The following is a 25114-nucleotide window of genomic DNA, read 5'->3' as shown; positions in this document are numbered from 1 at the left end:
TTATTGAAAAAGGTCCGTTTAACGGGCCTTTTTTGTTCTAGGTCACTAGTTGGTGAGTTTGCTAGGTTGCTTTTCAAATTTTCTGATAAACTTACACCAATTTGTTGATTTTTCGCTCGAAGGCTTATGACAACTACAGAAACAATAAACGCGGAGATGTTGCTCGAAATGGAATCCGTTAACGTGATGCCGTTTACCGAGCACGACAAAATCATTTTAAGATCTTATGAGGCGGTCGTGGATGGTATCGCTAGCCTGATAGGTCCATTTTGTGAAATCGTTCTTCACTCTCTAGAAGACTTAAATACCTCTGCAATTAAAATCGCTAACGGTGAAAACACGGGGCGCCAAGTCGGCTCACCAATCACTGATTTAGCGCTTAAGATGCTAAAAGACATCGAAGGCTCGGAGCGCAACTTCTCACGTTCGTACTTTACCCGTGCAAAAGGTGGCGTGTTGATGAAGTCGATTACTGTCGCCATTCGTAATGGCGAAAATCGCGTGATTGGTTTGTTGTGTATCAACGTCAACTTGGATGCGCCTTTCTCGCAAGTCCTTCAGTCTTTCATGCCGACGCAAGAAGCGAAAGAAGCGGCTTCCTCGGTCAACTTTGCTAGTGACGTAGAAGAGCTGGTGGACCAAACTGTTGAACGCACCATCGAAGAGATCAATGCGGATAAATCCGTGTCTAACAACACCAAAAATCGCCAGATCGTGATGGAGTTGTACGACAAAGGTATCTTCGATATTAAAGATGCCATCAACCGTGTCGCGGATCGCCTTAATATTTCAAAACACACCGTTTACTTGTACATTCGTCAACGTAAAACCGAGGATGATGAAAGGTGAGCAAACTGACTTACACGTTAGTGGTGAATGGTCCCGTTTATGGCAGCCAGTCAGCGCGCAGTGCTTATCAGTTCGCCAAAGCGGTGATAGAGCAAGGCCATCAGCTAGTGAGCGTCTTCTTTTATCAAGATGGTGTGACTAATGGTACTGCTTTGAGTGTGCCAGCTAACGATGAATTTGATCTCAATAAGGCGTGGCAGTCTTTGGCTAAAGAGCATGGTGTTCGCCTAGAAACTTGTGTCGCGGCCGCTTTGCGTCGCGGGATTGTAAGTGAAGAAGAAGCGAATCAACATGGTTTGGTTCAGAACAATCTAGCCGATGGTTTTGAACAAGCAGGCTTAGGTAGCCTAGCTGAAGCGATGTTAACCCAAGACAGAGTGGTACAGTTTTGAGTCAGTTAACTTATCTATTTCGTAGTGCGCCACATGGCTGTGCAGCTGGTCGTGAAGGTGTGGATGCACTGTTAGCCGCGTCGGCTTACTGTGAAGATATCAGCGTCATTTTCATGGGTGACGGGGTATACCAGCTTCTACTCGGGCAAGACCCCAACAATATTTTGAGTAAAGATTACGCGCCGATGTTAAAGCTTTTCGATTTATACGACATCGAACAAGTCTTTGTGTGTTCAGAGTCGTTAACCCAGCGAGGTTTGGCGCAAGCGGATTTAGTCATTGAAGCCCAAGCGTTAAGCTTAGAACAGCTCAAAGATAAGTTACAACACGCTGGCAAGCTACTGTCTTTTTGAGGAAGTTATGTTACACATCATAAAAACAGTCTCTGCTCTAGAAGACGCCATGCCCTTATGCAGTGAACAGGATGACATCTTACTTATAGAAGATGCAGTGTACGCTGCTAACTCGCAACATAAAGCATTTTCCCATCTAAAAAACCGCAGCGTATTTGTGTTAGAGAGCGATGCGCAAGCTCGCGGTATTGCAAATCGTATCAGTCCATCGCTGACGATTGTGAATTACTCAGGCTTCGTTGAACTAACAGCAAAACAGGATAAATCCCTAACTTGGGATTGAACAAGATTTGCTGTCGACAAAGCTTTACGGATGAATTGTTCTAATTGAACAAAAAAGATCCGTATATTTCTTGACACACCTCTCACTGCTGCATAGAATTTTGCGTCCCTAACTGCATTGGCAGTTGGGGATAGATTTTTCACAAAGCTTACTTTCAAGTAAATCAGGAGCTAGTTAATGGCAACTATTAACCAGTTGGTACGTAAGCCACGTGCAAAGCAAGTTGTTAAAAGCAACGTGCCTGCACTAGAAGCGTGCCCACAAAAACGTGGTGTATGTACTCGTGTTTACACTACTACACCTAAAAAACCTAACTCAGCACTTCGTAAAGTTTGTCGTGTACGTCTGACAAACGGCTTCGAAGTTACATCGTACATCGGCGGTGAAGGTCACAACCTTCAAGAGCACTCAGTTGTTCTAATCCGTGGTGGTCGTGTTAAAGACCTTCCAGGTGTGCGTTACCACACTGTTCGCGGCGCACTAGACTGTGCTGGCGTAAATGACCGTAAACAAGGTCGTTCTAAGTACGGTGTGAAGCGTCCTAAGTCTTAATGGATTCCGTTAAGTAAGGCCAAACACTAAATTATTTTTAATTTTTTGAAAAAACTGAAAAGTTTTGGATAAAACCTGAAGAAGACAACGGAGATAAATCCATGCCACGTCGTCGCGTCATTGGTCAGCGTAAGATCCTTCCAGATCCAAAATTCAAATCTGAATTGCTGGCAAAATTCGTTAACATCCTAATGGTTGACGGTAAAAAATCTACTGCAGAGAAAATCGTTTACACTGCACTAGATGCTATGGCTGAAAAGTCTGGTAAAGACCACTTAGCTATTTTTGAAGAAGCTCTTGAAAACGTTCGCCCAGCGGTAGAGGTTAAATCTCGCCGTGTTGGTGGTTCAACTTACCAAGTACCTGTAGAAGTACGTCCGGTTCGCCGTAACGCACTTGCTATGCGTTGGTTGGTTGAAGCTGCGCGCAAGCGTGGTGAAAAATCTATGGCTCAACGCCTAGCTGCTGAAATGCTAGACGCGTCTGAGAACAAAGGTACTGCGGTTAAGAAACGTGAAGACGTTCACCGCATGGCTGACGCAAACAAAGCGTTCGCTCATTACCGTTGGTAATACCTTCTGTGCTGCGAGGTTCTCTCGCAGCACTTTTCTATACTCTAAGGTACACCTTAGTAAGAGGATACAATCGTGGCTCGTAAAACTCCTATTGAGCTATACCGTAATATCGGTATCTGTGCTCACGTAGATGCAGGAAAAACAACCACAACTGAGCGTATTCTGTTCTACACTGGCCTTTCTCACAAAATCGGCGAAGTTCACGATGGTGCAGCAACCATGGACTGGATGGAGCAGGAGCAGGAGCGTGGTATCACTATCACATCCGCTGCGACTACTACATTCTGGCGTGGTATGGAAGCACAGTTCCCTGAGCATCGCGTAAACATCATTGATACCCCTGGACACGTTGACTTTACTATCGAAGTAGAGCGTTCTCTTCGTGTACTTGATGGTGCTGTGGTTGTGTTCTGTGGCTCATCTGGTGTTGAACCTCAGTCTGAAACTGTATGGCGTCAAGCAGACAAATACCACGTTCCACGTTTGGTATTTGTAAACAAGATGGACCGTGCGGGCGCAGACTTCCTACGCGTTGTGAACCAAATTAAGAATCGTCTTGGTGCGACTCCTGTTCCAATCCAGCTGAACGTTGGTGCGGAAGATGAGTTCAGAGGTGTCATCGACCTTATCAAGATGAAAATGATCAACTGGAATGATGCCGATCAAGGCACTTCGTTTACTTACGAAGACATCCCAGCTGACATGATTGAACTTGCTGAAGAGTGGCGCAACCACATGGTTGAATCCGCTGCTGAAGCTAGCGAAGAGCTGATGGACAAGTATCTTGAAGAAGGTGAATTGACTGAAGCTGAGCTCAAACAAGCTCTACGTACTCGCACACTAAATAACGAAATCGTACTGGCTACTTGTGGTAGTGCGTTTAAGAACAAAGGTGTTCAAGCGGTACTGGATGCAGTAGTTGAGTTCTTGCCATCGCCTGTTGACGTACCTGCAATTAAAGGTGTCGACGAAAGAGAAAATGAAGTTGAGCGTCATGCTGACGACAACGAACCTTTCTCAGCGCTAGCGTTTAAGATTGCGACTGACCCATTCGTGGGCACGCTAACTTTCATGCGTGTTTACTCCGGTGTTGTAAACTCGGGTGACGCTGTTTACAACTCAGTAAAAGAGAAGAAAGAGCGTTTTGGTCGTATCGTTCAGATGCATGCGAATAAGCGTGAAGAAGTGAAAGAAGTTCGCGCTGGTGATATTGCAGCTGCTATCGGTCTGAAAGACGTAACAACAGGTGACACACTGTGTGATCAGAACCACAAAGTGATTCTAGAACGCATGGAGTTCCCTGAACCAGTTATTCAGATTGCTGTAGAGCCTCGTTCTAAGGCAGACCAAGAGAAAATGGCTATCGCGCTAGGTAAACTAGCCGCGGAAGATCCATCATTCCGCGTGGAAACGGACGACGAATCAGGTCAGACTCTGATCTCAGGTATGGGTGAACTTCACCTAGACATTATCGTTGATCGTATGAAGCGTGAATTCAGCGTTGATTGTAACGTTGGTAAACCTCAGGTTGCTTACCGTGAAACCATTCGTGGTAAAGCGGAAGTTGAAGGTAAGTTTGTTCGTCAATCAGGTGGTCGTGGTCAATACGGTCATGTTTGGGTCAAACTTGAGCCTTCTGAGCCTGGTGAAGGTTTCGTATTCGTAGACGAAATCGTGGGCGGTGTGATTCCTAAGGAATACATCAGCTCGGTATCGAAAGGTATCGAAGAGCAAATGAATAGTGGTGTTCTAGCGGGTTACCCTGTACTAGATATTAAAGCTACACTATTTGATGGTTCTTACCACGATGTAGACTCAAGCGAGATGGCGTTTAAGATCGCTGGCTCGATGGCATTCAAGAAAGGTGCACTAGAAGCACAACCTGTGATTCTAGAACCTATGATGAATGTCGAAGTAACCACTCCGGAAGACTGGATGGGTGACGTTGTTGGTGACCTAAACCGTCGTCGCGGTATCATTGAAGGCATGGACGAAGGTGTGGCTGGTCTTAAGATCATCCGTGCTCAAGTACCACTATCCGAAATGTTCGGTTACGCAACTGATCTACGTTCTGCAACTCAAGGCCGTGCGTCTTACTCTATGGAGTTTCACGAGTACGCTGAAGTGCCGAAAAACTTCGCAGATAAAATTATTGCAGAGCGTGGTTACTAATTGACGATTGAACTGCAAAAAGTTTACGACTTTTTGCGAGATCAGGGCGTCCAAATATTGCGCTAACGGGCGTTGGCGCATAAAATAACAATTTCTGGCGCGTCGTCGATCAATAATGATCACGACGAATCATAACTAGGAAGGAACACGATCGTGTCTAAAGAAAAATTTGAACGTACGAAACCGCACGTTAACGTTGGTACTATCGGCCACGTTGACCACGGTAAAACAACTCTAACTGCAGCTATCTGTACTACTCTTGCTAAAGTTTACGGCGGTGTAGCTAAAGACTTCGCATCTATCGATAACGCTCCAGAAGAGCGTGAGCGCGGTATCACAATCGCAACTTCTCACGTTGAGTACGACACTCCATCACGCCACTACGCACACGTTGACTGTCCAGGACACGCTGACTATGTTAAAAACATGATCACTGGTGCTGCACAGATGGACGGTGGTATCCTAGTTGTTGCTGCGACAGATGGCCCAATGCCACAAACTCGTGAGCACATCCTACTAGGCCGTCAGGTTGGTATCCCATACATCATCGTATTCATGAACAAATGTGACATGGTTGACGATGAAGAGCTACTAGAACTAGTAGAAATGGAAGTTCGTGAACTTCTATCTGAATACGATTTCCCAGGTGATGACCTACCAGTTATCCAAGGTTCTGCACTAGGCGCACTAAACGGCGAAGAGCAGTGGGAAGCGAAAATCGTTGAACTAGCAGAAGCTCTAGATACTTACATCCCTGAGCCAGAGCGTGCGGTAGATCAGCCATTCCTAATGCCTATCGAAGACGTATTCTCAATCCAAGGTCGTGGTACAGTAGTAACTGGCCGTATCGAGCGTGGTATCCTAACTGTAGGTGACGAAGTTGCTATCGTAGGTATCAAAGACACTACTACAACTACATGTACTGGTGTTGAGATGTTCCGTAAGCTTCTAGACGAAGGCCGTGCAGGTGAGAACGTTGGTGCACTTCTACGTGGTACTAAGCGTGACGAAGTTGAACGTGGTCAAGTACTAGCTAAGCCTGGTTCAATCACTCCACACACTAAGTTCGAATCAGAAGTATACGTACTGTCTAAAGATGAAGGTGGTCGTCACACTCCATTCTTCAAAGGCTACCGTCCACAATTCTACTTCCGTACAACTGACGTAACTGGTGACATCCAGCTACCAGACGGCGTAGAAATGGTAATGCCAGGCGACAACGTACAGATGACTGTAGAGCTAATCGCACCAATCGCAATGGACGAAGGTCTACGTTTCGCGATCCGTGAAGGTGGCCGTACAGTAGGTGCTGGTGTTGTTGCTAAGATCTTCGACTAATTCATAACGAATTAAACGAAATCTTGCACTGTTCTTCTTTTTGAAGAAAGCGCATCGAAAAGGGAAGCTTAGGCTTCCCTTTTTCATTTCTAGATTACATTTAGTTATAAGTGTTGAAATAAAAGACGTCACTTTTTCGATTTAAAAACAGAGTTTTACCGACTTTATTTCTTAACGCTTTTACTCACCCCTCTTAACCCTTTGATCTTTTCCTGCAGCGGTAAAATCGTTATAACCAAATATTCTGAGCGGACACCATAATGCGACTGGTAACAAGAACTATTCTTGTTTATATTGTTTGTCACAGATTAGTTTTATAGGTTTTTTGAGTATGTACGTTTGTCTTTGCCATGGTGTCTCCGACAAAAAAATCAGGAAGTTGGCGATAGATGAAGGCGTAACAGATATTAAAGGAATCAAAAAGTGCACGGCATTGGGCAGCCAATGTGGTAAGTGCATCAGACAGGCCAAGGAAATTTTAGCGGAAACTAGTTACACGGAATTTAAACAAGCCAGCTAATTGCTGTAAGTATGCAGTAATTATTTGCCTTACATTTTGACACCTTCTCATTTGCTTCTACATTTAAATGAAGCCAAAGAGGAGGGTTTTGTCATGAAAGGCGATCCAATCATCATTCAACATCTCAATAAAGTGCTCGGTAACGAGCTCGTCGCTATTAATCAGTATTTTCTTCATGCCCGAATGTATAAAGACTGGGGCTTAAAGCACCTAGCAGACAAGGAATATCACGAATCTATCGATGAGATGAAACATGCCGATCATCTAATTGAGCGTATTTTGTTCCTTGAAGGCTTACCGAACCTACAAGATTTAGGTAAGTTGATGATTGGTGAAGATACCAAGGAAATGCTCGAGTGTGACTTAAAGCTTGAAATGGCGGCTATTCCAGATTTAAAAGATGCGATTGCTTACGCTGAAGACATTCGAGATTATGTGTCTCGAGATTTATTCCAAGACATTCTTGAAGATGAAGAAGAACATGTTGATTGGCTAGAGACGCAACTTGGCTTGATTGAAATGTCTGGTATTGAGAATTATCTCCAAGCGCAATACGTGGACGAAGAGTAACGATACTATCTAAGTTTGCATACTCCAATAATAGTAATAAGAAAGAGCACCTGACTCGAAAATCGGGTGCTTAACCCCGTTATCTGGTCTAATCTCTTTTATTATCGGCTTTTTAAGGATATTGCTCGCAATCTTGCCTATGAAGTTTGATTTCTATCCGATAGAATTTATGCCCCCTTACCTAAAAATAAAAAAGAGAAACGTCCATGTCTGAAGACAACCACCAAGCAGCCACTCCAGAAGAAGAACATCGCCAAAAAGCATTGGATTACCATGCTTATCCAACTCCAGGAAAGATTGCTGTCGAACTGACAAAGCCTGCGGAAACGGCGGGTGATCTTGCCCTTGCATACAGCCCAGGAGTTGCAGAGCCAGTGCGTGAAATCGCACAAAACCCGGATAACGTGTACAAGTACACTGCAAAAGGGAACATGGTTGCTGTTATTTCTAACGGTACCGCTATTCTAGGTCTAGGTAACCTAGGTCCACTTGCATCTAAGCCAGTGATGGAAGGTAAAGCGTTACTGTTTAAGCGTTTTGCAGGTCTTGACTCTATTGATATTGAAGTTAAGCACCGCACGATCGATGAATTTGTTGATACTGTTGCGAGCATTGCAGACACTTTTGGCGGTATTAACCTTGAAGATATTAAAGCACCAGACTGTTTTGAGATTGAAAAGCGTCTGATTGAACGTTGTGATGTACCAGTATTCCACGATGATCAACATGGTACTGCTATTGTAACGGCAGCGGGTATGCTGAATGCAATCGAACTTCAAGGTAAGAAACTTGAAGATTCAACAATTGTTTGTCTTGGCGCTGGCGCTGCCGCTGTAGCGTGTATGGAGCTTCTGATCAAATGCGGCGCAATGCGCGAAAAAATCTACATGCTAGATCGCAAAGGTGTGATTCACACTCGTCGTGATGATCTTAATGAATATAAGCAGCTATTTGCGAACAATACAGATAAGCGCACACTAGAAGACGTGATTGAAGGTGCAGATCTGTTCCTAGGTGTATCTGGTCCAAACCTATTGCCAGCGGAAGCGTTGAAGTTGATGGCAGATAAGCCAATCGTATTCGCATGTTCTAACCCGGATCCTGAAATCAAGCCGGAACTTGCTCACGCAGTTCGTGATGACTTGATCATGGGTACTGGCCGTAGTGATTATCCTAACCAAGTTAACAACGTATTGTGTTTCCCATTTATTTTCCGCGGTGCTCTTGATGTGCGTGCAAGTGAAATCAATGATGAAATGAAACTTGCAGCCGTTGAGGCGATTCGTGAGCTAGCAAAAGAGCCTGTACCTGAAGCCGTATTGAAGGCTGCAGGTGTTGATAAGCTAGAGTTTGGTGCGGACTATATTATTCCAAAACCAATGGATTCACGTTTGCTACCACGTGTTGCAAAAGCGGTTGCTCAGGCGGCGGTTAATTCAGGTGTAGCTCGTATCGAGATGCCTGAAAACTACATGGCAGAGTAATATATCTTTCAGATGTGATACACAAAAAATGGGACGCTATTGCGTCCCATTTTTTATGTCATTCATTTGGCTCGAGGCAAGAGTTATTACCTGAAACCTCTTATCAGGCTTTTTTATTCTTCGTCGAATGACTCAAATTCGATGCCCATTTCCGTCATCAGCGCTTTTACTTCTGTTGGAATATCATCAGGACGGTCTTTACGAAGGTCTTCATCTGTCGGAAGTGGCTGACCTGTGTACGCGTGCAAAAATGCCTCGCATAGCAATTCGCTATTGGTTGCATGGCGTAAGTTATTGATCTGACGGCGAGTACGCTCATCAGTTAGCACCTTTAAAACTTTTAGCGGGATAGAGACGGTAATTTTTTTTACTTGTTCGCTTTTTTTGCCGTGCTCTGCATATGGGCTAATGTATTCGCCATTCCAGTCAGCCATTGCACACCTTCATTTATGTAATCGGTTAAAAATAATTTAGGTGCTGATTTTAGCTGCATTTACCGCCATAAGCAAAGACATATAGACGTCTAGAAGTGTTGACGTCTCATTTTTTGACGAGTAAAGTGAACATAACAGCAAAGGAAGCGTGTTGATCACTTTATGTTACTCATTAGATATAGCGCATTCCTATTTAGAAGTCATTACCCGTGAAAGGATACACCCATGAGCACTCGCAAACCTGCGACCATTGCAGTACGCACTGGTATTGAATCAGACAGCCAATATCATGCTGTCGTTCCACCTATTTATCTTTCCACTAACTATGGTTTTCCTGCTTTTGGTGAAGTGCCCAAGTATGATTACACACGATCTGGTAATCCAAACCGCGGACTGTTGGAAAGTGCACTATCTGAACTTGAGTCTGGAAAAGGAGCGGTTGTTACTAACTGCGGTACGTCGGCATTAAATTTATGGGTTTCCGCTTTTCTCGGCCCAGATGATCTCATTATTGCTCCTCACGATTGTTATGGCGGCACCTATCGTCTTTTTAATACCCGAGCTAGCAAAGGCGATTTTAAGGTTCAGTTTGTCGATCAATCAGACGAACAGGCTTTAGATGCTGCATTGGCACAAAAACCAAAACTCATTTTGCTAGAAACTCCGTCAAACCCTCTGGTTCGCGTAGTGGATATTGCAGCTACCTGTGAAAAAGCGAAACAAGTCGGCGCGTTAGTTGCGGTGGACAATACCTTTTTGACACCCGTGTACCAAAAACCTTTAGAGCTAGGTGCGGATTTTGTTATCCACTCCACAACAAAGTACATCAACGGTCATTCGGACGTAATTGGTGGGGTAATCATCACCAACACAGAAGCGCATGCAGAAGAGCTTGCATGGTGGGGCAATTGTATTGGTGCAACGGGCACACCTTTCGATAGTTACATGACACTGCGAGGTATTCGTACGCTTGGTGCTCGTATGAAAGTACATGAAGAGAGCTCACAGCAGGTACTGGCTTACCTACAAAAACAAGCGTTAGTTAAAACTATCTATCATCCAAGCCTGCCGGAACATCCAGGTCATGACATCGCTAAAAAGCAGCAAACGGGCTTTGGCTCTATGTTGAGTTTTGAGTTTGCTGGTTCGTTTGAGCAGTTAAAGGTGTTTGTGAAAGAGCTCCAACTGTTTTCATTAGCTGAATCATTAGGTGGTGTAGAAAGTTTGATTTGCCACCCAGCATCCATGACGCACCGTGCAATGGGTGAGGAGGCGCTGGCGGAGGCTGGGGTCTCTCATCAACTATTGCGTTTGTCTGTCGGTTTGGAAGATGCACAAGACCTCATCACAGATTTAGAACAAGCGTTCGCTAAAGCTACCCAGTAATAGGAGACGATAACAATGACTGTACAACGTCAGCTGCATAAGTTTGGTGGCAGTAGCTTAGCAAACCCAGAATGCTACTTACGCGTTGTGGGTATTCTCAAGGAGTATTCGACAGAAAATGATCTTGTGGTCGTCTCTGCTGCAGGAAAAACCACTAACCGCTTGATTGAGTTTTTGGAAGGGTTAAGTAAAGATGGCCGAATTGCGCATGAAGCGCTTCAAAGCTTGAGACAGTTCCAAACTGAGCTAATAGAAAGCTTGTTGGAGAGTGAAGCAAAAGAAGAGCTGTTAGCTTTATTACATGATGAGTTCAGTACTCTCTCGGAGCTGACTGCACCACTCACTAATGCGCAAAAAGCCGCGGTACTGGGGCACGGAGAAGTATGGTCTGCTCGCCTATTGGCCGCGTTATTATCTCAACGTTCTATCCCTGCGGTTGCACAAGATGCACGAGCGTTTTTACGTGCAGAAGCGGGAACTCAACCAGAGGTTGATCGCGCTCGTTCATACCCTTTAATTAAAGAGATCCTCGCGCAGCATAACCATAAACGAGTGGTAATTACTGGCTTTATGGCTCAGAACGAGGCAGGAGAAACCATTCTACTTGGTCGTAACGGCTCTGACTATTCTGCAACGGTCATAGGCGCGCTTGCTGAAGTCAGTACTGTCACGATTTGGAGTGATGTTGCTGGTGTCTATAGTGCCGATCCACGTTTGGTGTCTGATGCTTGTTTATTACCGTTACTTCGATTGGATGAAGCCAGTGAACTTGCTCGCTTAGCTGCCCCAGTGCTACACAGTCGTACGCTTCAGCCTGTGGCGCAAAGTACCATGGACCTTAATCTCAAGTGTAGCTATCTGCCAGAGTCGGGTTCTACTCGTATTGAGCGTGTATTGGCATCTGGTCGTGGCGCTAAAATTATTACTTCACTGGATGATGTTTTATTGGTGCAGTTGTCTTTCATGCATGGGCACGACTTCGAAAAAACACAGAGTGATGTATTACAAGCGTTGCAGCGCGCGCAATTAGAGCCATTGGCATTTGAAGCTCAATCCGATCAGCATACGCTACGCTTGGCTTACACCGCAGAAATCGCCGGTGGTGCATTGAAACACTTGCAAGAGCTTGCGGTAGAGGCAGAAATTAAGCTAAAAGAAGGTTACTCGCTCTTAGCTGCGGTAGGTGCAGGCGTTACGAAAAACGCCAATCATTGCTTTGGCTTTTATCAAAAGCTAAAGCACTCTCCGGTAGAATTTATCTCTGAAACAGACTCAGGGCTGAGCCTAGTCGCTGTTTTGCGCCGTACTGATACCGAGGCGTTGGTTCAAACGATTCATAGCCAGTTGTTCCAAGCGCAAAAACGCGTGGCAGTGGCTTTATGTGGCAAGGGTAATATTGGTTCTAGTTGGTTAAATTTATTTGCGACGCAAAAAAGTGAGCTCGAAAAACGTCATGGTATGAGCTTTGATCTTGTCGCGGTTGTGGATAGCCAAACCTATTGGTTCGATGAGCAAGGTATTGAGGCGGTGAGTGTTGCTGAACGATTTGATGATGAAAGCATAGCAAACAATGGGGATTGGCTGGCACGTTTGGGAGCGCTTAAAAGCTACGATGAAGCCGTCGTGCTTGATGTTACCGCGAGTAAAGATTTGGCTCAGCGCTACGCAGAAATCGCACAGCAAGGCATTCATTTGATTTCCGCCAACAAAGTGGCCGGTTCCGCAGATAGTCAGTACTACCATCAGGTTCAAGATGCATTCGCTAAAATTGGTCGTCATTGGCTATACAACGCAACGGTTGGTGCTGGGTTACCGATAAACCATACCGTGCGAGATCTTCGTGAAAGTGGGGATGAAATCGTCGCTCTATCGGGGATTTTCTCGGGGACGTTATCATGGCTGTTCCAACAGTTTGATGGTTCTGTGCCATTTAATGATTTAGTCGATCTTGCTTGGCAGCAAGGGTTAACCGAACCTGACCCTCGTTCTGATTTAGATGGCTCCGATGTAATGCGTAAGTTAGTCATCTTGGCTCGAGAATCGGGCCTAGATATAGAACCAGACAGCGTTAAAGTTGAGTCTTTGGTGCCAGAAGAATTAAGAGAACTGAGCTTAGATGATTTCTTCGATAATGGAGCATTGTTGAGTGAAATACTTCAAGAGCGTCTGACAAAAGCACAGAGAAACGATCAAGTGCTTCGCTATGTGGCGCGTTTAGAAAAAAATGGTAAAGCAACGGTGGGAGTCGAAGCGTTATCTCGTGAGCACGCGCTCGCCAACTTATTGCCATGCGATAACATTTTTGCCATAGAGAGCAAGTGGTACAAAGATAACCCTCTGGTCATTCGAGGACCAGGCGCAGGCAGAGAAGTGACAGCCGGCGCTATTCAATCCGACCTCAACCGATTGGCTGGTTTATTTTAAAGTTGCGATTGACCTAAAAACCCTGGAATTAATCCAGGGTTTTTATTCCCCTATCAGTGCCATACTGAAGTCATAACCCGTGCAAAATGGCGAGATGATGCTCAAGTAGAAACTTGAACTATCTTCATTATTAACTTGAGAAAAATTCATAATTACAAGGTTGACATTAAATCGTATTCAATACATTCTGTAGACATATAGACGTCTAAACGTCGATTTTAAGGATTTGTTTTCGTGGCGGAGTGCCGCAGGGAGAGTAAGATGGGATATACGCACGCAGGCCATATCGACGCCTTGAACCAGAATATTGCTGAGTTATCAGATAACATCAATGTATCGTTTGAGTTTTTTCCGCCAAGCAGCGCTAAGATGGAAGAAACACTTTGGAATTCAGTGCACCGTCTTAAAACGCTTCAACCTAAATTTGTTTCTGTGACTTACGGTGCGAACTCCGGCGAGCGTGACAGAACACACTCCATCATTAAAGAAATTAAAGCAACAACCGGATTGGTTGCCGCTCCCCATCTCACTTGTATTGATGCGACTCGTGAAGAGTTGATTAATATTGCCGATGATTATTGGAACAATGGTATTGAAAATATCGTCGCTTTGCGTGGTGATATTCCTCCAGGTGGCGGTGCGCCTGATATGTATGCCTCGGATTTGGTTGAGCTGCTGAAATCACGCCACGATTTCGATATCTCCGTTGCTGCATTCCCTGAGGTTCACCCTGAAGCTAAAAGCGCTCAGTCTGACTTATTGAACCTAAAACGTAAGGTAGATGCAGGTGCAAACCGTGCTATTACTCAGTTCTTTTTTGACGTTGAGTCTTACCTGCGATTCCGTGACCGTTGTGTCGCAGCAGGAATTGACGTAGAAATTGTGCCAGGAATTTTGCCTGTATCGAACTTTAAGCAAGCGTCTCGCTTTGCGGCACAGAACAATGTGAAAGTACCAGGATGGATGAGCAAACAATTCGATGGCTTGGATGATGATCCGGTGACTCGCCAGCTTGTAGGAGCTAGCCAAGCTATTGATATGGTGCGTGTACTGAGTCGTGAAGGGGTTAAGGATTTTCACTTCTACACACTAAACCGTGCAGAGATGACTTACGCGTTATGCCATACGTTGGGTGTTCGTCCTCGCGCAGTAGTCGGTGCGTAAATCTGGTTTCAAAAAGATAAAAGGCTTGCCAAGTGGCAAGCCTTTTTCGTTTTATCAAAGCAAAAGGAGTTTAACCAATCACTTCAAGTTCAGTTAGAACTTCTTCTGCCCAAGTGATCCAAGTTTCACGTAACAGAAGGTTACGGCGAAGCGTTAGACGTTCTAGGCGAGCTTGTTTATCTAAAGTTGACGGCGTTGCGTAGTAAGCCGCTTCAATTTCTTTGTAGTGAGAAACCAGTTTGCGAGACTCTTCAACTAGCTCGGCGAGTTGGTCACGGAATGGAGCCGCAGGTTGAACGGCACATGCCATCAATTTCGCTGAAAACTCATCACGAACTGTTGGGTGTGCAGTTGGTTGATCAAACCACTCTCCTAAAGCGCTGCGACCAGCGTCTGTAATGGAGTAAACCTTGCGGTCTGGTTTGCCTTCTTGGGGTTCTAATACGCAAGTAACCAGTTCTTTCTCAGCCATTTTGTTGAGTTCACGGTACACCTGTTGGTGGCTTGCTTTCCAGAAGTAACCGATGCTAGCAGAGAATTCTTTAGTGATATCGTAACCGGTTGCGTCGCGAGTGCTAAGAACAGTTAAGATTACGTGTGGTAATGACATGTCTTCAATCCAAATGGTCAATAAACTTGTAAACAAGCTACTTATACTTTCAGCTGCGCTCTTACTGGCACTTGAGTTTTTTAATGTATAAGTAGCACCAACAATGTTGGTCCTGTCACCTTAAAGCCGTTTATCACCTAGAGAGATGGGGAGTCCCATCAAGGCTGGAGCAGGTATGATTGGATTTATGAGCTCTCAGCAGGCAAGTAGTATATAAATAATAAGCATGAAGTGGAATAGTAGGACAAAATTACCCTAAAAAACTAACATAATAATCAATAGTGTTAACTTGTGGTTTTTTGTTCTTTTATTTTGGTATTTTTTGGGTCTATTATGGTTTATTTGACTGCTTTTGTTTTGGTGCGATTATCCTGTGATAAAAAAAAGCTGAGCATTTGCCCAGCTTTTTATTAAAAATGAAACGATTAGCCTGTGTTGCGCATACCAGCAGCAATACCAGCAATCGTCACCATCAACGCTTCTTCCAAGTTTGCAGAAGCTTCTTCGGTTTGACGCGTGCGGTATAGCAGCTCTGCTTGTAGCATATTCAATGGCTCAACGTAGATATTGCGTAAGCGAATAGACTCGAGTCCCCAAGGGTCATGCTGCATCAAGTTTTCATTGTTCTCTACATTCAGTACCGCTTTGATGTCTTCTTGAAGCTGAGCACGAAGCTTTTCACCGAGTGGACGGAGCGACTCATCCACCAATCGCTCATCGTAGTAGCGAGAGATATCAATATTACACTTCGAGTACACCATTTCCAGCATGCCGAGACGAGTTGAGAAAAATGGCCATTCGCGGCACATCTCTTCGAGCAATGCTTGGTGGCCTTTATCGATCGAGTATTGAATCGCTTCACCTGCGCCTAGCCATGCAGGAAGTACCAAACGGTTTTGACTCCATGAGAAGATCCACGGGATTGCACGTAAGCTTTCTACTCCGCCCTTAGGGTTGCGTTTTGCAGGACGAGAACCAAGTGGCAACTTGCCGAGTTCGAGTTCTGGTGTTGCTTGGCGGAAGTAAGGCACGAAATCTGGCTCGCCACGAACCACATTTCGGTAAGACTCACAGCTTACTTCTGATAGCACTTCCATCAAGTCGCGCCATTCTTGTTTTGGCTCCGGTGGCGGTAACAAGTTGGCTTCCAGAATCGCACTTGCATATAGGTTAAAGCTGTTTACTGCGACATCTGGGAGTCCCAGTTTAAAGCGGATCATTTCGCCTTGCTCTGTTACACGTAAACCGCCTTTCAAGCTTTTTGGTGGTTGCGACAAAAGCGCAGCATGCGCAGGTGCGCCACCGCGACCGACTGTGCCCCCACGACCATGGAATAGAGTTAGCTCAACGCCTTCTTCTTCAGCCACTTTAACTAACGATTCCATCGCATGATACTGAGCCCAACCAGCAGACATAACACCTGCATCTTTCGCTGAGTCAGAGTAACCAATCATGACCATCTGGTGGTTTTGGATAAAACCACGGTAAAGGTCAATCCCCATAAGCTGCTTGATGACCGATTCTGCGTTGTTCAAATCGTCTAGCGTTTCGAACAGAGGACACACATCCATGCGGTAAGGGCAACCTGCTTCTTGTAGCAGTAGATGAACGGCTAGTACATCAGAAGCGGTACGTGCCATTGAAATAACGTAAGCGCCAAACGCTTCACGCGGTTGTGCTGCAACAATCTTACAGGTATCCAAAACCTCTTTGACGGGTTCAGACGGTTCCCAATCACGAGGGAGAAGCGGACGTTTAGATGCCAGCTCGTTAGTTAGAAAAGCAATCTTATCTTGCTCACTCCATTGTTCGTAATCACCAATACCTAAGTAGCGAGTTAGTTCAGACAAGACGTCTGAGTGACGCGTGCTCTCTTGGCGGATATCAAGACGTACAAGATGGATACCAAATGCTTTTACGCGGCGTAGTGTATCCAGTAGTGAGCCGTTGGCTATTACACCCATGCCACATTCGTTTAGTGACTGGTAGCAGGCATACAGCGGTTCCCAAAGTTGCTCGACTTTTTGCAGTGGGGCTTTAACGGCCAGTTTTTGACCGTGGATCTTAGCATCGAGAATATCTTTGGTTTCATTGAGCAGAGTGCGTAATTGCTTCAGGATCGCACGGTATGGTTCGTGCTGATCTTCGCCAGCAAGTTCACGGACTTGATCGTTTGAAACTGTCATAGACAGCTCGCTGATCAACTCGTTGATGTCATTGAGATAAAGATCGGCGGCTTTCCAACGAGACAATAGTAAGACTTCACGCGTAACGTTGTGAGTAACAAACGGGTTACCGTCACGGTCACCGCCCATCCAAGAGGAGAAGTGCACTGGGCGAGCATCAATGGGTAAACCTTCTCCAAGGTAAGATTTTAGACGGTCATTCATCTCACGTAGGAAGTCCGGTACTGCTTCCCATAGCGAGTTTTCAACGACCGCAAAGCCCCACTTTGCTTCATCCAACGGAGTTGGGCGTTGTTGTCGAATCACGTCTGAATGCCAGCCTTGGGCAATCAGTTGCTCTAGGCGGCGTTCGGTTTTTCTGCGCTCTTTAGAAGAAAGATCGCTTAGCTCCAACTTTGATAAGCACTCGTTTATCTTGACCAGTTTGTTGATCATCGTGCGGCGCGTAATTTCTGTTGGGTGAGCCGTCAATACCAATTCAATATTTAGATCACGAACCGCTTGGGCAGTGTCCAGTTTGCTCACATCGTTTTGTACCAGTTTAGAAAACAGCGAGTTAATCGCGTCTGGTTCGCAAATGTGCTCTTCACAATGGCGTGAAATCGTGTGGTATTGCTCAGCGATATTGGTGAGGTTTAGAAATTGGTTAAACGCGCGAGTAACGGGCGTTAGCTGCTCATCAGGTAGATGTTTGATTTCTTCGATCAAGCTGTCCCTGTCTGCTTGATTCCCTGCTTGAGCTGATTTGGATAATTTACGAATGGTTTCCACTTTCTCGAAGATTTCTTCGCCATGGGCATCGCGAATGGTGTTACCCAATAAGTGGCCTAACATGCGCACATTACTTTTGAGTGCGGCGTATTTCTCGTTCATTGTCGTCCTGCCTCGTAAAAAAACTACATCCATTGTCCTTGTTAAGACTCCAATCTAGCGAAAAGCACCAGTTATAGTCAAATAAAGCAGACTAAGTTTGCAATTATTCCGCTGTCTCCTGATTTAGAGCAAATTTACGGCAGCCATAGAGTAAGAAGTGAAAATTAATTACAAAATAACAAGTTAAATAAGTGTTAAGACTAGCGCTGAATTGTGAAGATAAAAAGATGCAGCTCAATCGAGCTGCACAGACTTTCGAGCTTAAACGCGTATTAACAGCAGTACTTGACCATCGCCTTTGAAAGCACATCAATTGTGGGGTCGATAAAGTCGAAGGATAGAAACTCATCCGGTTGATGGGCTTGGTCGATTGACCCAGGGCCGAGCACCAAGGTTGGACACAACTGTTGTAGAAATGGTGCTTCAGTACAGTAGTTCACGGTTTCTGAACTGGTTTGACAGATCTCTTCAACACCACCAATAAATGGGTGGTCATGTTGGCATTCGTAACCCGGAATAGGCTCATGCAATGGAATAATCTCCAGTCTCCCAGGCCATTTCGCTTCGACTTCTTTTAATGCTCCGCGCAACATGTTCTCTAAACCATCAAGGCTAATGCCGGGAAGAGGACGCACGTCGTAATGCAGTTCGCAGCAACCACAAATACGGTTAGCGCTGTCACCACCGTGAATGTGTCCAAGATTTAGGGTTGGGCTTGGAATGGCAAAACCCGGATGGTGATATTCTTTAATCAATTTGTCACGCAGTTGCATCATGGCGAACATGACTTCATGCATGATCTCAATAGCGTTAACGCCAAGCGCTGGGTCCGATGAGTGACCGGACTTGCCTGTTACGCGAATGGCATTTGCCACATGCCCTTTATGACCTCGAATTGGTACAAGGCTGGTGGGTTCACCAATGATGCAGTAATCCGGCTTAAATGGGGCGTTTGCTGTGAAATGTCGCGCGCCCAACATGGTGGTCTCTTCGTCACAAGTGGCTAATACGTAAAGTGGTTTGCTCTGCTTGCTCCAATCGACTTTCTTCACTGCTTCATAAATAAAGGCGAAAAAGCCTTTCATGTCTGCTGTGCCTAAACCGTAGAAGCGGTTGCCTTTTTCCGTCAGTTTATGCGGATCAAAATTCCATCGCCCTTGATCGAATGGCACGGTATCACTATGGCCAGCAAGTAAAAGGCCACCTTCACCCTCACCCATACGTGCGATCATATTGTGCTTGCCTGGCTCGACTTCGATCACTTCAACGCTAAAACCCAGATCTTTAAACCAAGATGCGAGTTTTTCGATGACTTTTGCATTGCCCTGATCCCAGCTCGGATCCGTGGAGCTGATAGAAGAGGTGCTGATGAGTCCTTCATAGACCTCTAGAAAAGTTGGTAATTGCATGGATTCTTCAAATCTCCTGTTGACAGACAGACCACAAAAATGTAAAACACATATTAAATCATATTTAATGAATAAAAAATCAAAATAAAGGAGAAATTAAATATGAATAGTCATTTGAGCCTTTAAGTATATGGATGTCACACAATGCTAAAAACCACGATTATTGGAGCCAGCGGTTACACCGGCGCAGAGTTAGCGTTAATGGTTAATAAACACCCACAACTCACGCTATCAGGTTTATACGTTTCCGCCAACAGTGTTGATGCGGGAAAGAGCATCGCGCAGCTGCACGGTAAGCTAGCGGGCATCATTGATATGCCAGTTTTACCACTAACGGATCCACTGCAAATCGCTCAAGAATCGGACGTGGTGTTTTTGGCAACGGCTCACGAAGTCAGCCATGATTTAGCCCCAACTTTCTTGGAGGCAGGCTGTCAGGTATTCGATTTATCGGGTGCATTCCGTGTGAAAAGTGAAGGCTTTTACGACACTTTTTATGGCTTCGCACATCAACATAACAACTGGCTAGATAAAGCAGCGTACGGCTTAGCAGAGTGGAACCAAGAATCAATAAAAACCACTCCTTTGATTGCAGTAGCAGGTTGCTACCCAACCGCTTCACAGCTTGCAATCAAACCTTTATTAGAACATGCGTTGCTCGATACCAACCAATGGCCAGTGATCAACGCAACCAGTGGTGTATCAGGTGCAGGGCGTAAAGCCTCCATGGTTAACAGCTTCTGTGAAGTGAGCTTGCAACCTTATGGTGTATTTAACCATCGTCACCAGCCAGAGATTGCTCAGCACTTGGGTTGCGATGTGATTTTTACTCCGCACCTCGGCAACTTTAAACGCGGCATTCTTGCCACTATCACCATGAAGCTTGCGCAAGGTGTGACAGAAGCACAAGTGGCACAGGCGTTTGAACAAGCTTATCAAGGCAAGCCTGCGGTGCGTCTTAAAGGCGACGGTATTCCACGTATTCAGGATGTCGAAAATACCCCTTTCTGTGATATCGGCTGGAAGGTACAAGGCGAACACATCATTGTGATTTCAGCTATCGACAACCTACTTAAAGGTGCATCGAGTCAAGCGATGCAATGTCTCAATATTCATTACGGTTACCCAGAACTGACAGCGTTGCTGTAGTCGTTGAAAGAGGGAAATGCGATGACGCAAACCAATCAAGCTCCTTTAGTCATTAAGCTAGGTGGTGCAGCTCTATCATGCACTCAAACCTTAAGCCAACTTTTTGGTGCCATTGCGGCTTACCAAAAATCGGCACAGCGACAAATCGCCATCGTTCATGGCGGTGGCTACCTAGTTGATGAGTTGATGGCAAAGCTTCAGCTTGAAACCGTTAAGAAAAACGGTTTACGCGTAACGCCTTACGATCAAATTCCTGTGATTGCAGGCGCGCTTGCAGGCACTGCGAATAAGTTACTTCAAGGTCAAGCGATTGCGGACGGTCTTAACGCTGTGGGCCTTAGCCTTGCGGATGGTGGTTTGTGTCTTGTTGAAGAACTTGACCCAGAACTCGGCGCTGTAGGCAAAGCATCACCGGGTGACTCAGCACTATTACAAGCGGTGCTAAACACAGGTGCACTGCCGATCATCAGTTCAATTGGTTTAACCAAAGATGGCCAGATGATGAATGTGAATGCTGATCAAGCAGCAGTCGCGGTTGCGGGCGCATTAGATGCGGAGTTAGTCCTGTTATCAGACGTGAGTGGTGTATTAGATGGAAAAGGCCATTTGATCAAAACCCTGTCAGAGCAGCAAGCTAACTCGTTGATCGATGGACATGTGATCACCGATGGCATGATCGTCAAAGTTAAAGCTGCTTTGGAGGCCGCCAATGATCTTGGCCGTCCAATTGAAGTCGCGACCTGGCGTTACCCAGAAAAATTAGCACAGTTATTCGCTGGTGAAAGTATTGGTACTCAATTCTTGCCTCAATAAGCATCAGCAAAAGAATTCAATATTAGGAAGTCGTAGTTGGCACTGACCGCCGAGCGCAGCGCCAGTTAAGTTTGGAGAAAAAACATGAGCAAAGTGAACGTAAATAAAGTGGTAGTCGCATACTCAGGCGGTCTAGATACTTCAGTAATCATCCCGTGGCTAAAAGAGAACTACGACTGTGAAGTAGTGGCTTTCGTTGCCGATGTTGGTCAAGGTGCCGAAGAGCTAGAAGGCATTGAAGCGAAAGCAAAAGCCTCTGGTGCTTCTGAATGCTACATCGCTGACCTGAAAGAAGAAATGGTCGCAGACTACATTTACCCGACACTAAAAACCGGCGCGTACTACGAAGGTAAGTACCTGCTAGGTACATCAATGGCGCGTCCAATCATTGCTAAAGCGCAGGTTGAAGTGGCACGTAAAGTGGGCGCGGACGCACTGTGTCATGGCTGTACAGGTAAAGGTAACGACCAAGTGCGTTTCGAAGGTGCATTTGCAGCACTAGCACCGGACTTACAAGTGATTGCACCTTGGCGTGAGTGGGACCTAGTGAGCCGTGAAGAGTGTTTGGATTACCTCGCTGAGCGTAATATTCCTTGTTCTGCGTCTCTTACTAAGATCTATTCACGTGATGCAAACGCATGGCACATTTCGACGGAAGGCGGCGTTTTAGAAGATACGTGGAACGCACCAAACGAAGACTGCTGGGTGTGGACTGTCGACCCAGAGCAAGCGCCAAATGAAGCGGAATACGTCACGCTGAAAGTAGAAAAAGGTGAAGTGGTCGAAGTTGATGGTGAAGCGATGACACCATACAACGCACTGGTTTACCTAAACGAGAAGGGCGCTAAGCACGGTGTTGGCCGTATCGATATCGTGGAAAACCGTCTTGTTGGGATGAAGTCTCGTGGTTGTTATGAAACACCGGGAGGCACCATCATGATGGAAGCGCTGCGTGCTGTAGAGCAGCTTGTGCTAGACAAATCATCATTCGAATTCCGTGAGGAGCTAGGTCTAAAAGCGTCTCACCTTGTATACGATGGCCGTTGGTTTACCCCACTATGTAAATCGATCCTTGCTGCTTCAGAAGAGTTAGCGCAAGACGTGAATGGCGAAGTGGTTGTTAAGCTCTACAAAGGTCAAGCGACAGTGACGCAAAAACGTTCTGACAACAGCTTGTATTCAGAAGAGTTCGCGACTTTTGGTGAAGATGAAGTATACGACCAAAGCCATGCAGGTGGTTTCATCCGTCTTTACTCGCTATCAAGCCGTATTCGTGCATTGAACAGCCAGAAGAAATAATCCCTTAACATCCATCTTGGATTGAATAAAGACCCGCCATTTATAGGCGGGTCTTTTGGTTTCTAAAAGCGGGTATCTAAAGTTGGCTTGAATATATATGTAAAAATATTGAATTTATACTTTATTTTTTATCGAAATTGCCGTAACGTTGACCCATAAGAAAAAGTGAGCAAATGACCATCAAATTGGTTACTACTCATTCGAGAACGTTAGAGTAAGCAATAGTCATCAGGAGAGACGCAATGGCATTATGGGGCGGAAGATTTACCCAAGCGGCAGACACCAGATTTAAAGAGTTCAATGATTCGTTGCGTTTTGACTACCGATTGGCTGAGCAAGACATCGTAGGTTCAATCGCATGGTCTAAAGCTCTGCTTTCTGTTGATGTGCTATCGGCAGAAGAACAGCAAAAACTGGAACTTGCTTTAAATGAGCTGAAGTTAGAAGTGATGGAAGACCCTCACCAAATTCTTCGCTCTGATGCAGAAGATATCCACTCTTGGGTTGAACAGCAGCTAATCAGTAAAGTGGGAGATTTAGGTAAAAAACTCCACACTGGGCGTTCTCGTAATGACCAAGTCGCCACAGACTTGAAACTTTGGTGTCGTCAGCAAGGTCAGCAATTATTGATTGCTTTAGATCGCCTACAAGCACAGATGGTCCATGTTGCTAAACAGCACCAAGGCACCGTATTGCCAGGCTATACTCATCTTCAGCGTGCTCAACCTGTAACCTTTGCTCACTGGTGCTTGGCTTATGTTGAAATGTTCGAGCGTGACTACTCTCGTCTGAATGATGCCTTACAGCGTCTCGACACTTGTCCACTTGGCTCGGGTGCTTTAGCGGGAACGGCTTATCCGATTGATCGCGAACAATTAGCACATAATCTCGGTTTCCACCGTGCTACGCGTAATTCACTCGATTCGGTTTCAGATCGTGATCATGTGATGGAGCTGATGTCGGTGGCGTCGATTTCTATGCTTCACCTTTCTCGTCTTGCAGAAGATATGATCTTCTACAATTCAGGCGAGTCAAACTTCATTGAGTTAGCGGATACGGTGACATCTGGTTCGTCATTAATGCCACAGAAGAAAAACCCAGATGCACTTGAGTTGATCCGTGGTAAGACAGGGCGTGTCTATGGCGCATTATCGAGCATGATGATGACAGTTAAAGCCTTGCCATTGGCGTACAACAAAGACATGCAGGAAGATAAAGAAGGGTTGTTTGATGCTTTAGATACATGGAACGACTGCATGGAAATGGCAGCTCTGTGTTTTGACGGTATTAAAGTGAATGGCGAGCGCACACTAGAAGCGGCGAAACAAGGTTACGCAAACTCGACGGAGTTAGCTGATTACTTAGTGGCGAAAGGCATACCATTCCGTGAAGCTCACCACATCGTCGGTGTCGCGGTCGTTGGTGCTATTGCTAAAGGTTGTGCGTTAGAAGAACTGTCTCTCGAAGAGTTAAAAGCCTTCTCAGAAGTCATTGAAGCGGATGTGTATGACATTCTGACTATCGATTCGTGTTTGGAAAAGCGTTGTGCTTTGGGTGGTGTTTCTCCTCACCAGGTCGCTTACGCGGTAGAACAAGCGGATAAGCGCCTGAGCCAACGTGATAGCTCGGCGGTGAAAGTGCGTCCTGCACGTTTGACGGACATTGAAACGTTGGAAGGTATGGTTGCTTACTGGGCGAACCTTGGTGAGAATCTTCCGCGCTCTCGTAATGAGCTCGTGAGAGATATTGGCTCTTTCGCGGTGGCTGAGCATCATGGTGAAGTGACGGGTTGCGCTTCTCTATATGTGTATGACTCAGGGTTGGCTGAAATACGCTCTCTTGGTATCGAAGCGGGCTGGCAAGGCCAAGGGCAGGGCAGTGCGATTGTGAACTATTTGGTTGAGAAAGCGCGCCAGATGGCGATCAAGAAAGTCTTTGTTCTAACGCGAACGCCTGAGTTCTTTATGAAGCAAAGCTTTTTACCGACATCGAAGTCATTACTGCCGGAGAAAGTTCTGAAAGATTGCGATCAGTGCCCACGTCAACATGCATGTGATGAGGTAGCGCTTGAGATCAATTTAATGGAGCAAGTGATCCAAAAAACGCATGTGGCATGAACTGAAGTTGTGGAGTGATTTTATTAGCATTCAATGACATAGTCATTTTCCTGCTTACTTACATCAGTATTCGCTAAAAAAATCGAAAAAATTTGGAACCTTTGAGAGGAAGCCCGGTCTATTAAAGTACCACTGCTTTTTCTTAGAAGAATCTAAGAGAGC

The 25114-nt window shown here is 45.5% G+C and carries 22 protein-coding genes; 18 read left to right on the top strand and 4 right to left on the bottom strand.

Translation table 11 applies throughout. From position 1 onward, the window contains the following. Window positions 1-126 precede the first annotated feature (126 nt). From N646_RS09225 to N646_RS09175, 11 genes are all read left to right on the top strand, one after another. Window positions 127-849: a helix-turn-helix transcriptional regulator gene (locus tag N646_RS09225; RefSeq protein WP_005382804.1), complete on the top strand. Its 723-nt coding sequence runs from the start codon at window positions 127-129 to the stop codon at window positions 847-849. Further along, entirely contained in the window at window positions 846-1241 is a 396-nt protein-coding gene (gene tusD, locus N646_RS09220) for a sulfurtransferase complex subunit TusD (protein WP_017821752.1), read from the top strand. Before N646_RS09225 ends, tusD begins: the two co-directional genes overlap by 4 nt. Continuing rightward, the gene (gene tusC / locus N646_RS09215) at window positions 1238-1594 is read left to right on the top strand and encodes a sulfurtransferase complex subunit TusC (RefSeq protein WP_017821753.1); all 357 of its coding nucleotides are present in this window, start codon (window positions 1238-1240) and stop codon (window positions 1592-1594) included. Before tusD ends, tusC begins: the two co-directional genes overlap by 4 nt. 7 nt (window positions 1595-1601) lie before the next feature. Further along, window positions 1602-1877: a sulfurtransferase complex subunit TusB gene (gene tusB / locus N646_RS09210; protein WP_005382799.1), complete on the top strand. Its 276-nt coding sequence runs from the start codon at window positions 1602-1604 to the stop codon at window positions 1875-1877. Between the two features lie 177 nt (window positions 1878-2054). Next, window positions 2055-2429 carry a 30S ribosomal protein S12 gene (gene rpsL / locus N646_RS09205; RefSeq protein WP_004399892.1) on the top strand — a complete coding sequence of 125 codons (375 nt, stop codon included), beginning with the start codon at window positions 2055-2057 and terminating at the stop codon, window positions 2427-2429. A 101-nt stretch (window positions 2430-2530) separates the two neighbouring features. Continuing rightward, window positions 2531-3001 (top strand): 30S ribosomal protein S7, encoded by a 471-nt coding sequence (gene rpsG, locus N646_RS09200; protein WP_005382796.1) that lies wholly within the window; start codon window positions 2531-2533, stop codon window positions 2999-3001. Between the two features lie 75 nt (window positions 3002-3076). Continuing rightward, a complete protein-coding gene (fusA, locus tag N646_RS09195) occupies window positions 3077-5176 on the top strand; it encodes an elongation factor G (RefSeq protein WP_005382794.1) in 2100 nt (699 codons plus the stop codon). A gap of 153 nt (window positions 5177-5329) precedes the next feature. Next, complete coding sequence (gene tuf, locus N646_RS09190; RefSeq protein WP_005381361.1) at window positions 5330-6514, top strand: elongation factor Tu; 1185 nt, start codon at window positions 5330-5332, stop codon at window positions 6512-6514. A gap of 331 nt (window positions 6515-6845) precedes the next feature. Beyond that, window positions 6846-7034: a (2Fe-2S)-binding protein gene (locus N646_RS09185; RefSeq protein ID WP_005381360.1), complete on the top strand. Its 189-nt coding sequence runs from the start codon at window positions 6846-6848 to the stop codon at window positions 7032-7034. Window positions 7035-7127: 93 nt separating this feature from the next. Continuing rightward, window positions 7128-7604, top strand: coding sequence for a bacterioferritin (gene bfr, locus N646_RS09180; protein WP_005381359.1), 477 nt, complete (start codon window positions 7128-7130; stop codon window positions 7602-7604). A gap of 206 nt (window positions 7605-7810) precedes the next feature. Beyond that, a complete protein-coding gene (locus N646_RS09175) occupies window positions 7811-9088 on the top strand; it encodes a malic enzyme-like NAD(P)-binding protein (RefSeq protein WP_005381358.1) in 1278 nt (425 codons plus the stop codon). 113 nt (window positions 9089-9201) lie between these two features. On the opposite strand, the gene metJ is transcribed toward N646_RS09175, so the two are convergent. Next, window positions 9202-9522: a met regulon transcriptional regulator MetJ gene (metJ, locus tag N646_RS09170; protein ID WP_005381353.1), complete on the bottom strand. Its 321-nt coding sequence runs from the start codon at window positions 9520-9522 to the stop codon at window positions 9202-9204. Window positions 9523-9747: 225 nt separating this feature from the next. On the opposite strand from metJ, the gene N646_RS09165 reads away from it, so the two are divergent. The 3 genes from N646_RS09165 to metF all read left to right on the top strand — a co-directional run bounded on the left by N646_RS09165 (window position 9748) and on the right by metF (window position 14496). Continuing rightward, window positions 9748-10908, top strand: a complete 1161-nt coding sequence (locus N646_RS09165; protein ID WP_017821741.1) for an O-succinylhomoserine (thiol)-lyase — start codon at window positions 9748-9750, stop codon at window positions 10906-10908. Window positions 10909-10923: 15 nt separating this feature from the next. Beyond that, window positions 10924-13332 carry a bifunctional aspartate kinase/homoserine dehydrogenase II gene (locus N646_RS09160; protein ID WP_017821740.1) on the top strand — a complete coding sequence of 803 codons (2409 nt, stop codon included), beginning with the start codon at window positions 10924-10926 and terminating at the stop codon, window positions 13330-13332. A 261-nt stretch (window positions 13333-13593) separates the two neighbouring features. Then, a complete protein-coding gene (gene metF, locus N646_RS09155; protein ID WP_005381345.1) occupies window positions 13594-14496 on the top strand; it encodes a methylenetetrahydrofolate reductase in 903 nt (300 codons plus the stop codon). Between the two features lie 70 nt (window positions 14497-14566). Here the strand turns inward: metF and N646_RS09150 are convergent, their stop codons facing one another. From N646_RS09150 to argE, 3 genes are all read right to left on the bottom strand, one after another. Beyond that, window positions 14567-15106, bottom strand: a complete 540-nt coding sequence (locus tag N646_RS09150; protein ID WP_005382791.1) for a PadR family transcriptional regulator — start codon at window positions 15104-15106, stop codon at window positions 14567-14569. Window positions 15107-15531: 425 nt separating this feature from the next. Then, the gene (gene ppc, locus N646_RS09145; protein ID WP_005381336.1) at window positions 15532-18165 is read right to left on the bottom strand and encodes a phosphoenolpyruvate carboxylase; all 2634 of its coding nucleotides are present in this window, start codon (window positions 18163-18165) and stop codon (window positions 15532-15534) included. A 272-nt stretch (window positions 18166-18437) separates the two neighbouring features. Next, entirely contained in the window at window positions 18438-19574 is a 1137-nt protein-coding gene (gene argE / locus N646_RS09140) for an acetylornithine deacetylase (RefSeq protein ID WP_017821739.1), read from the bottom strand. A 144-nt stretch (window positions 19575-19718) separates the two neighbouring features. On the opposite strand from argE, the gene argC reads away from it, so the two are divergent. The 4 genes from argC to argH all read left to right on the top strand — a co-directional run bounded on the left by argC (window position 19719) and on the right by argH (window position 24952). Further along, the gene (argC, locus tag N646_RS09135) at window positions 19719-20723 is read left to right on the top strand and encodes an N-acetyl-gamma-glutamyl-phosphate reductase (RefSeq protein WP_017633525.1); all 1005 of its coding nucleotides are present in this window, start codon (window positions 19719-19721) and stop codon (window positions 20721-20723) included. Between the two features lie 21 nt (window positions 20724-20744). Further along, a complete protein-coding gene (gene argB / locus N646_RS09130; RefSeq protein ID WP_005381333.1) occupies window positions 20745-21536 on the top strand; it encodes an acetylglutamate kinase in 792 nt (263 codons plus the stop codon). A gap of 84 nt (window positions 21537-21620) precedes the next feature. Further along, on the top strand, window positions 21621-22835 hold the full coding sequence (locus N646_RS09125; RefSeq protein WP_017821738.1) for an argininosuccinate synthase: 1215 nt from the start codon (window positions 21621-21623) through the stop codon (window positions 22833-22835). A 242-nt stretch (window positions 22836-23077) separates the two neighbouring features. Further along, entirely contained in the window at window positions 23078-24952 is a 1875-nt protein-coding gene (argH, locus tag N646_RS09120; protein WP_005382787.1) for an argininosuccinate lyase, read from the top strand. Window positions 24953-25114: the final 162 nt, after the last annotated feature.

The sequence above is a fragment of the Vibrio alginolyticus NBRC 15630 = ATCC 17749 genome, assembly GCF_000354175.2.
GTDB classification, from domain to species: Bacteria; Pseudomonadota; Gammaproteobacteria; order Enterobacterales; family Vibrionaceae; genus Vibrio; species Vibrio alginolyticus.
This window is presented reverse-complemented; position numbering and strand designations above follow the sequence as displayed.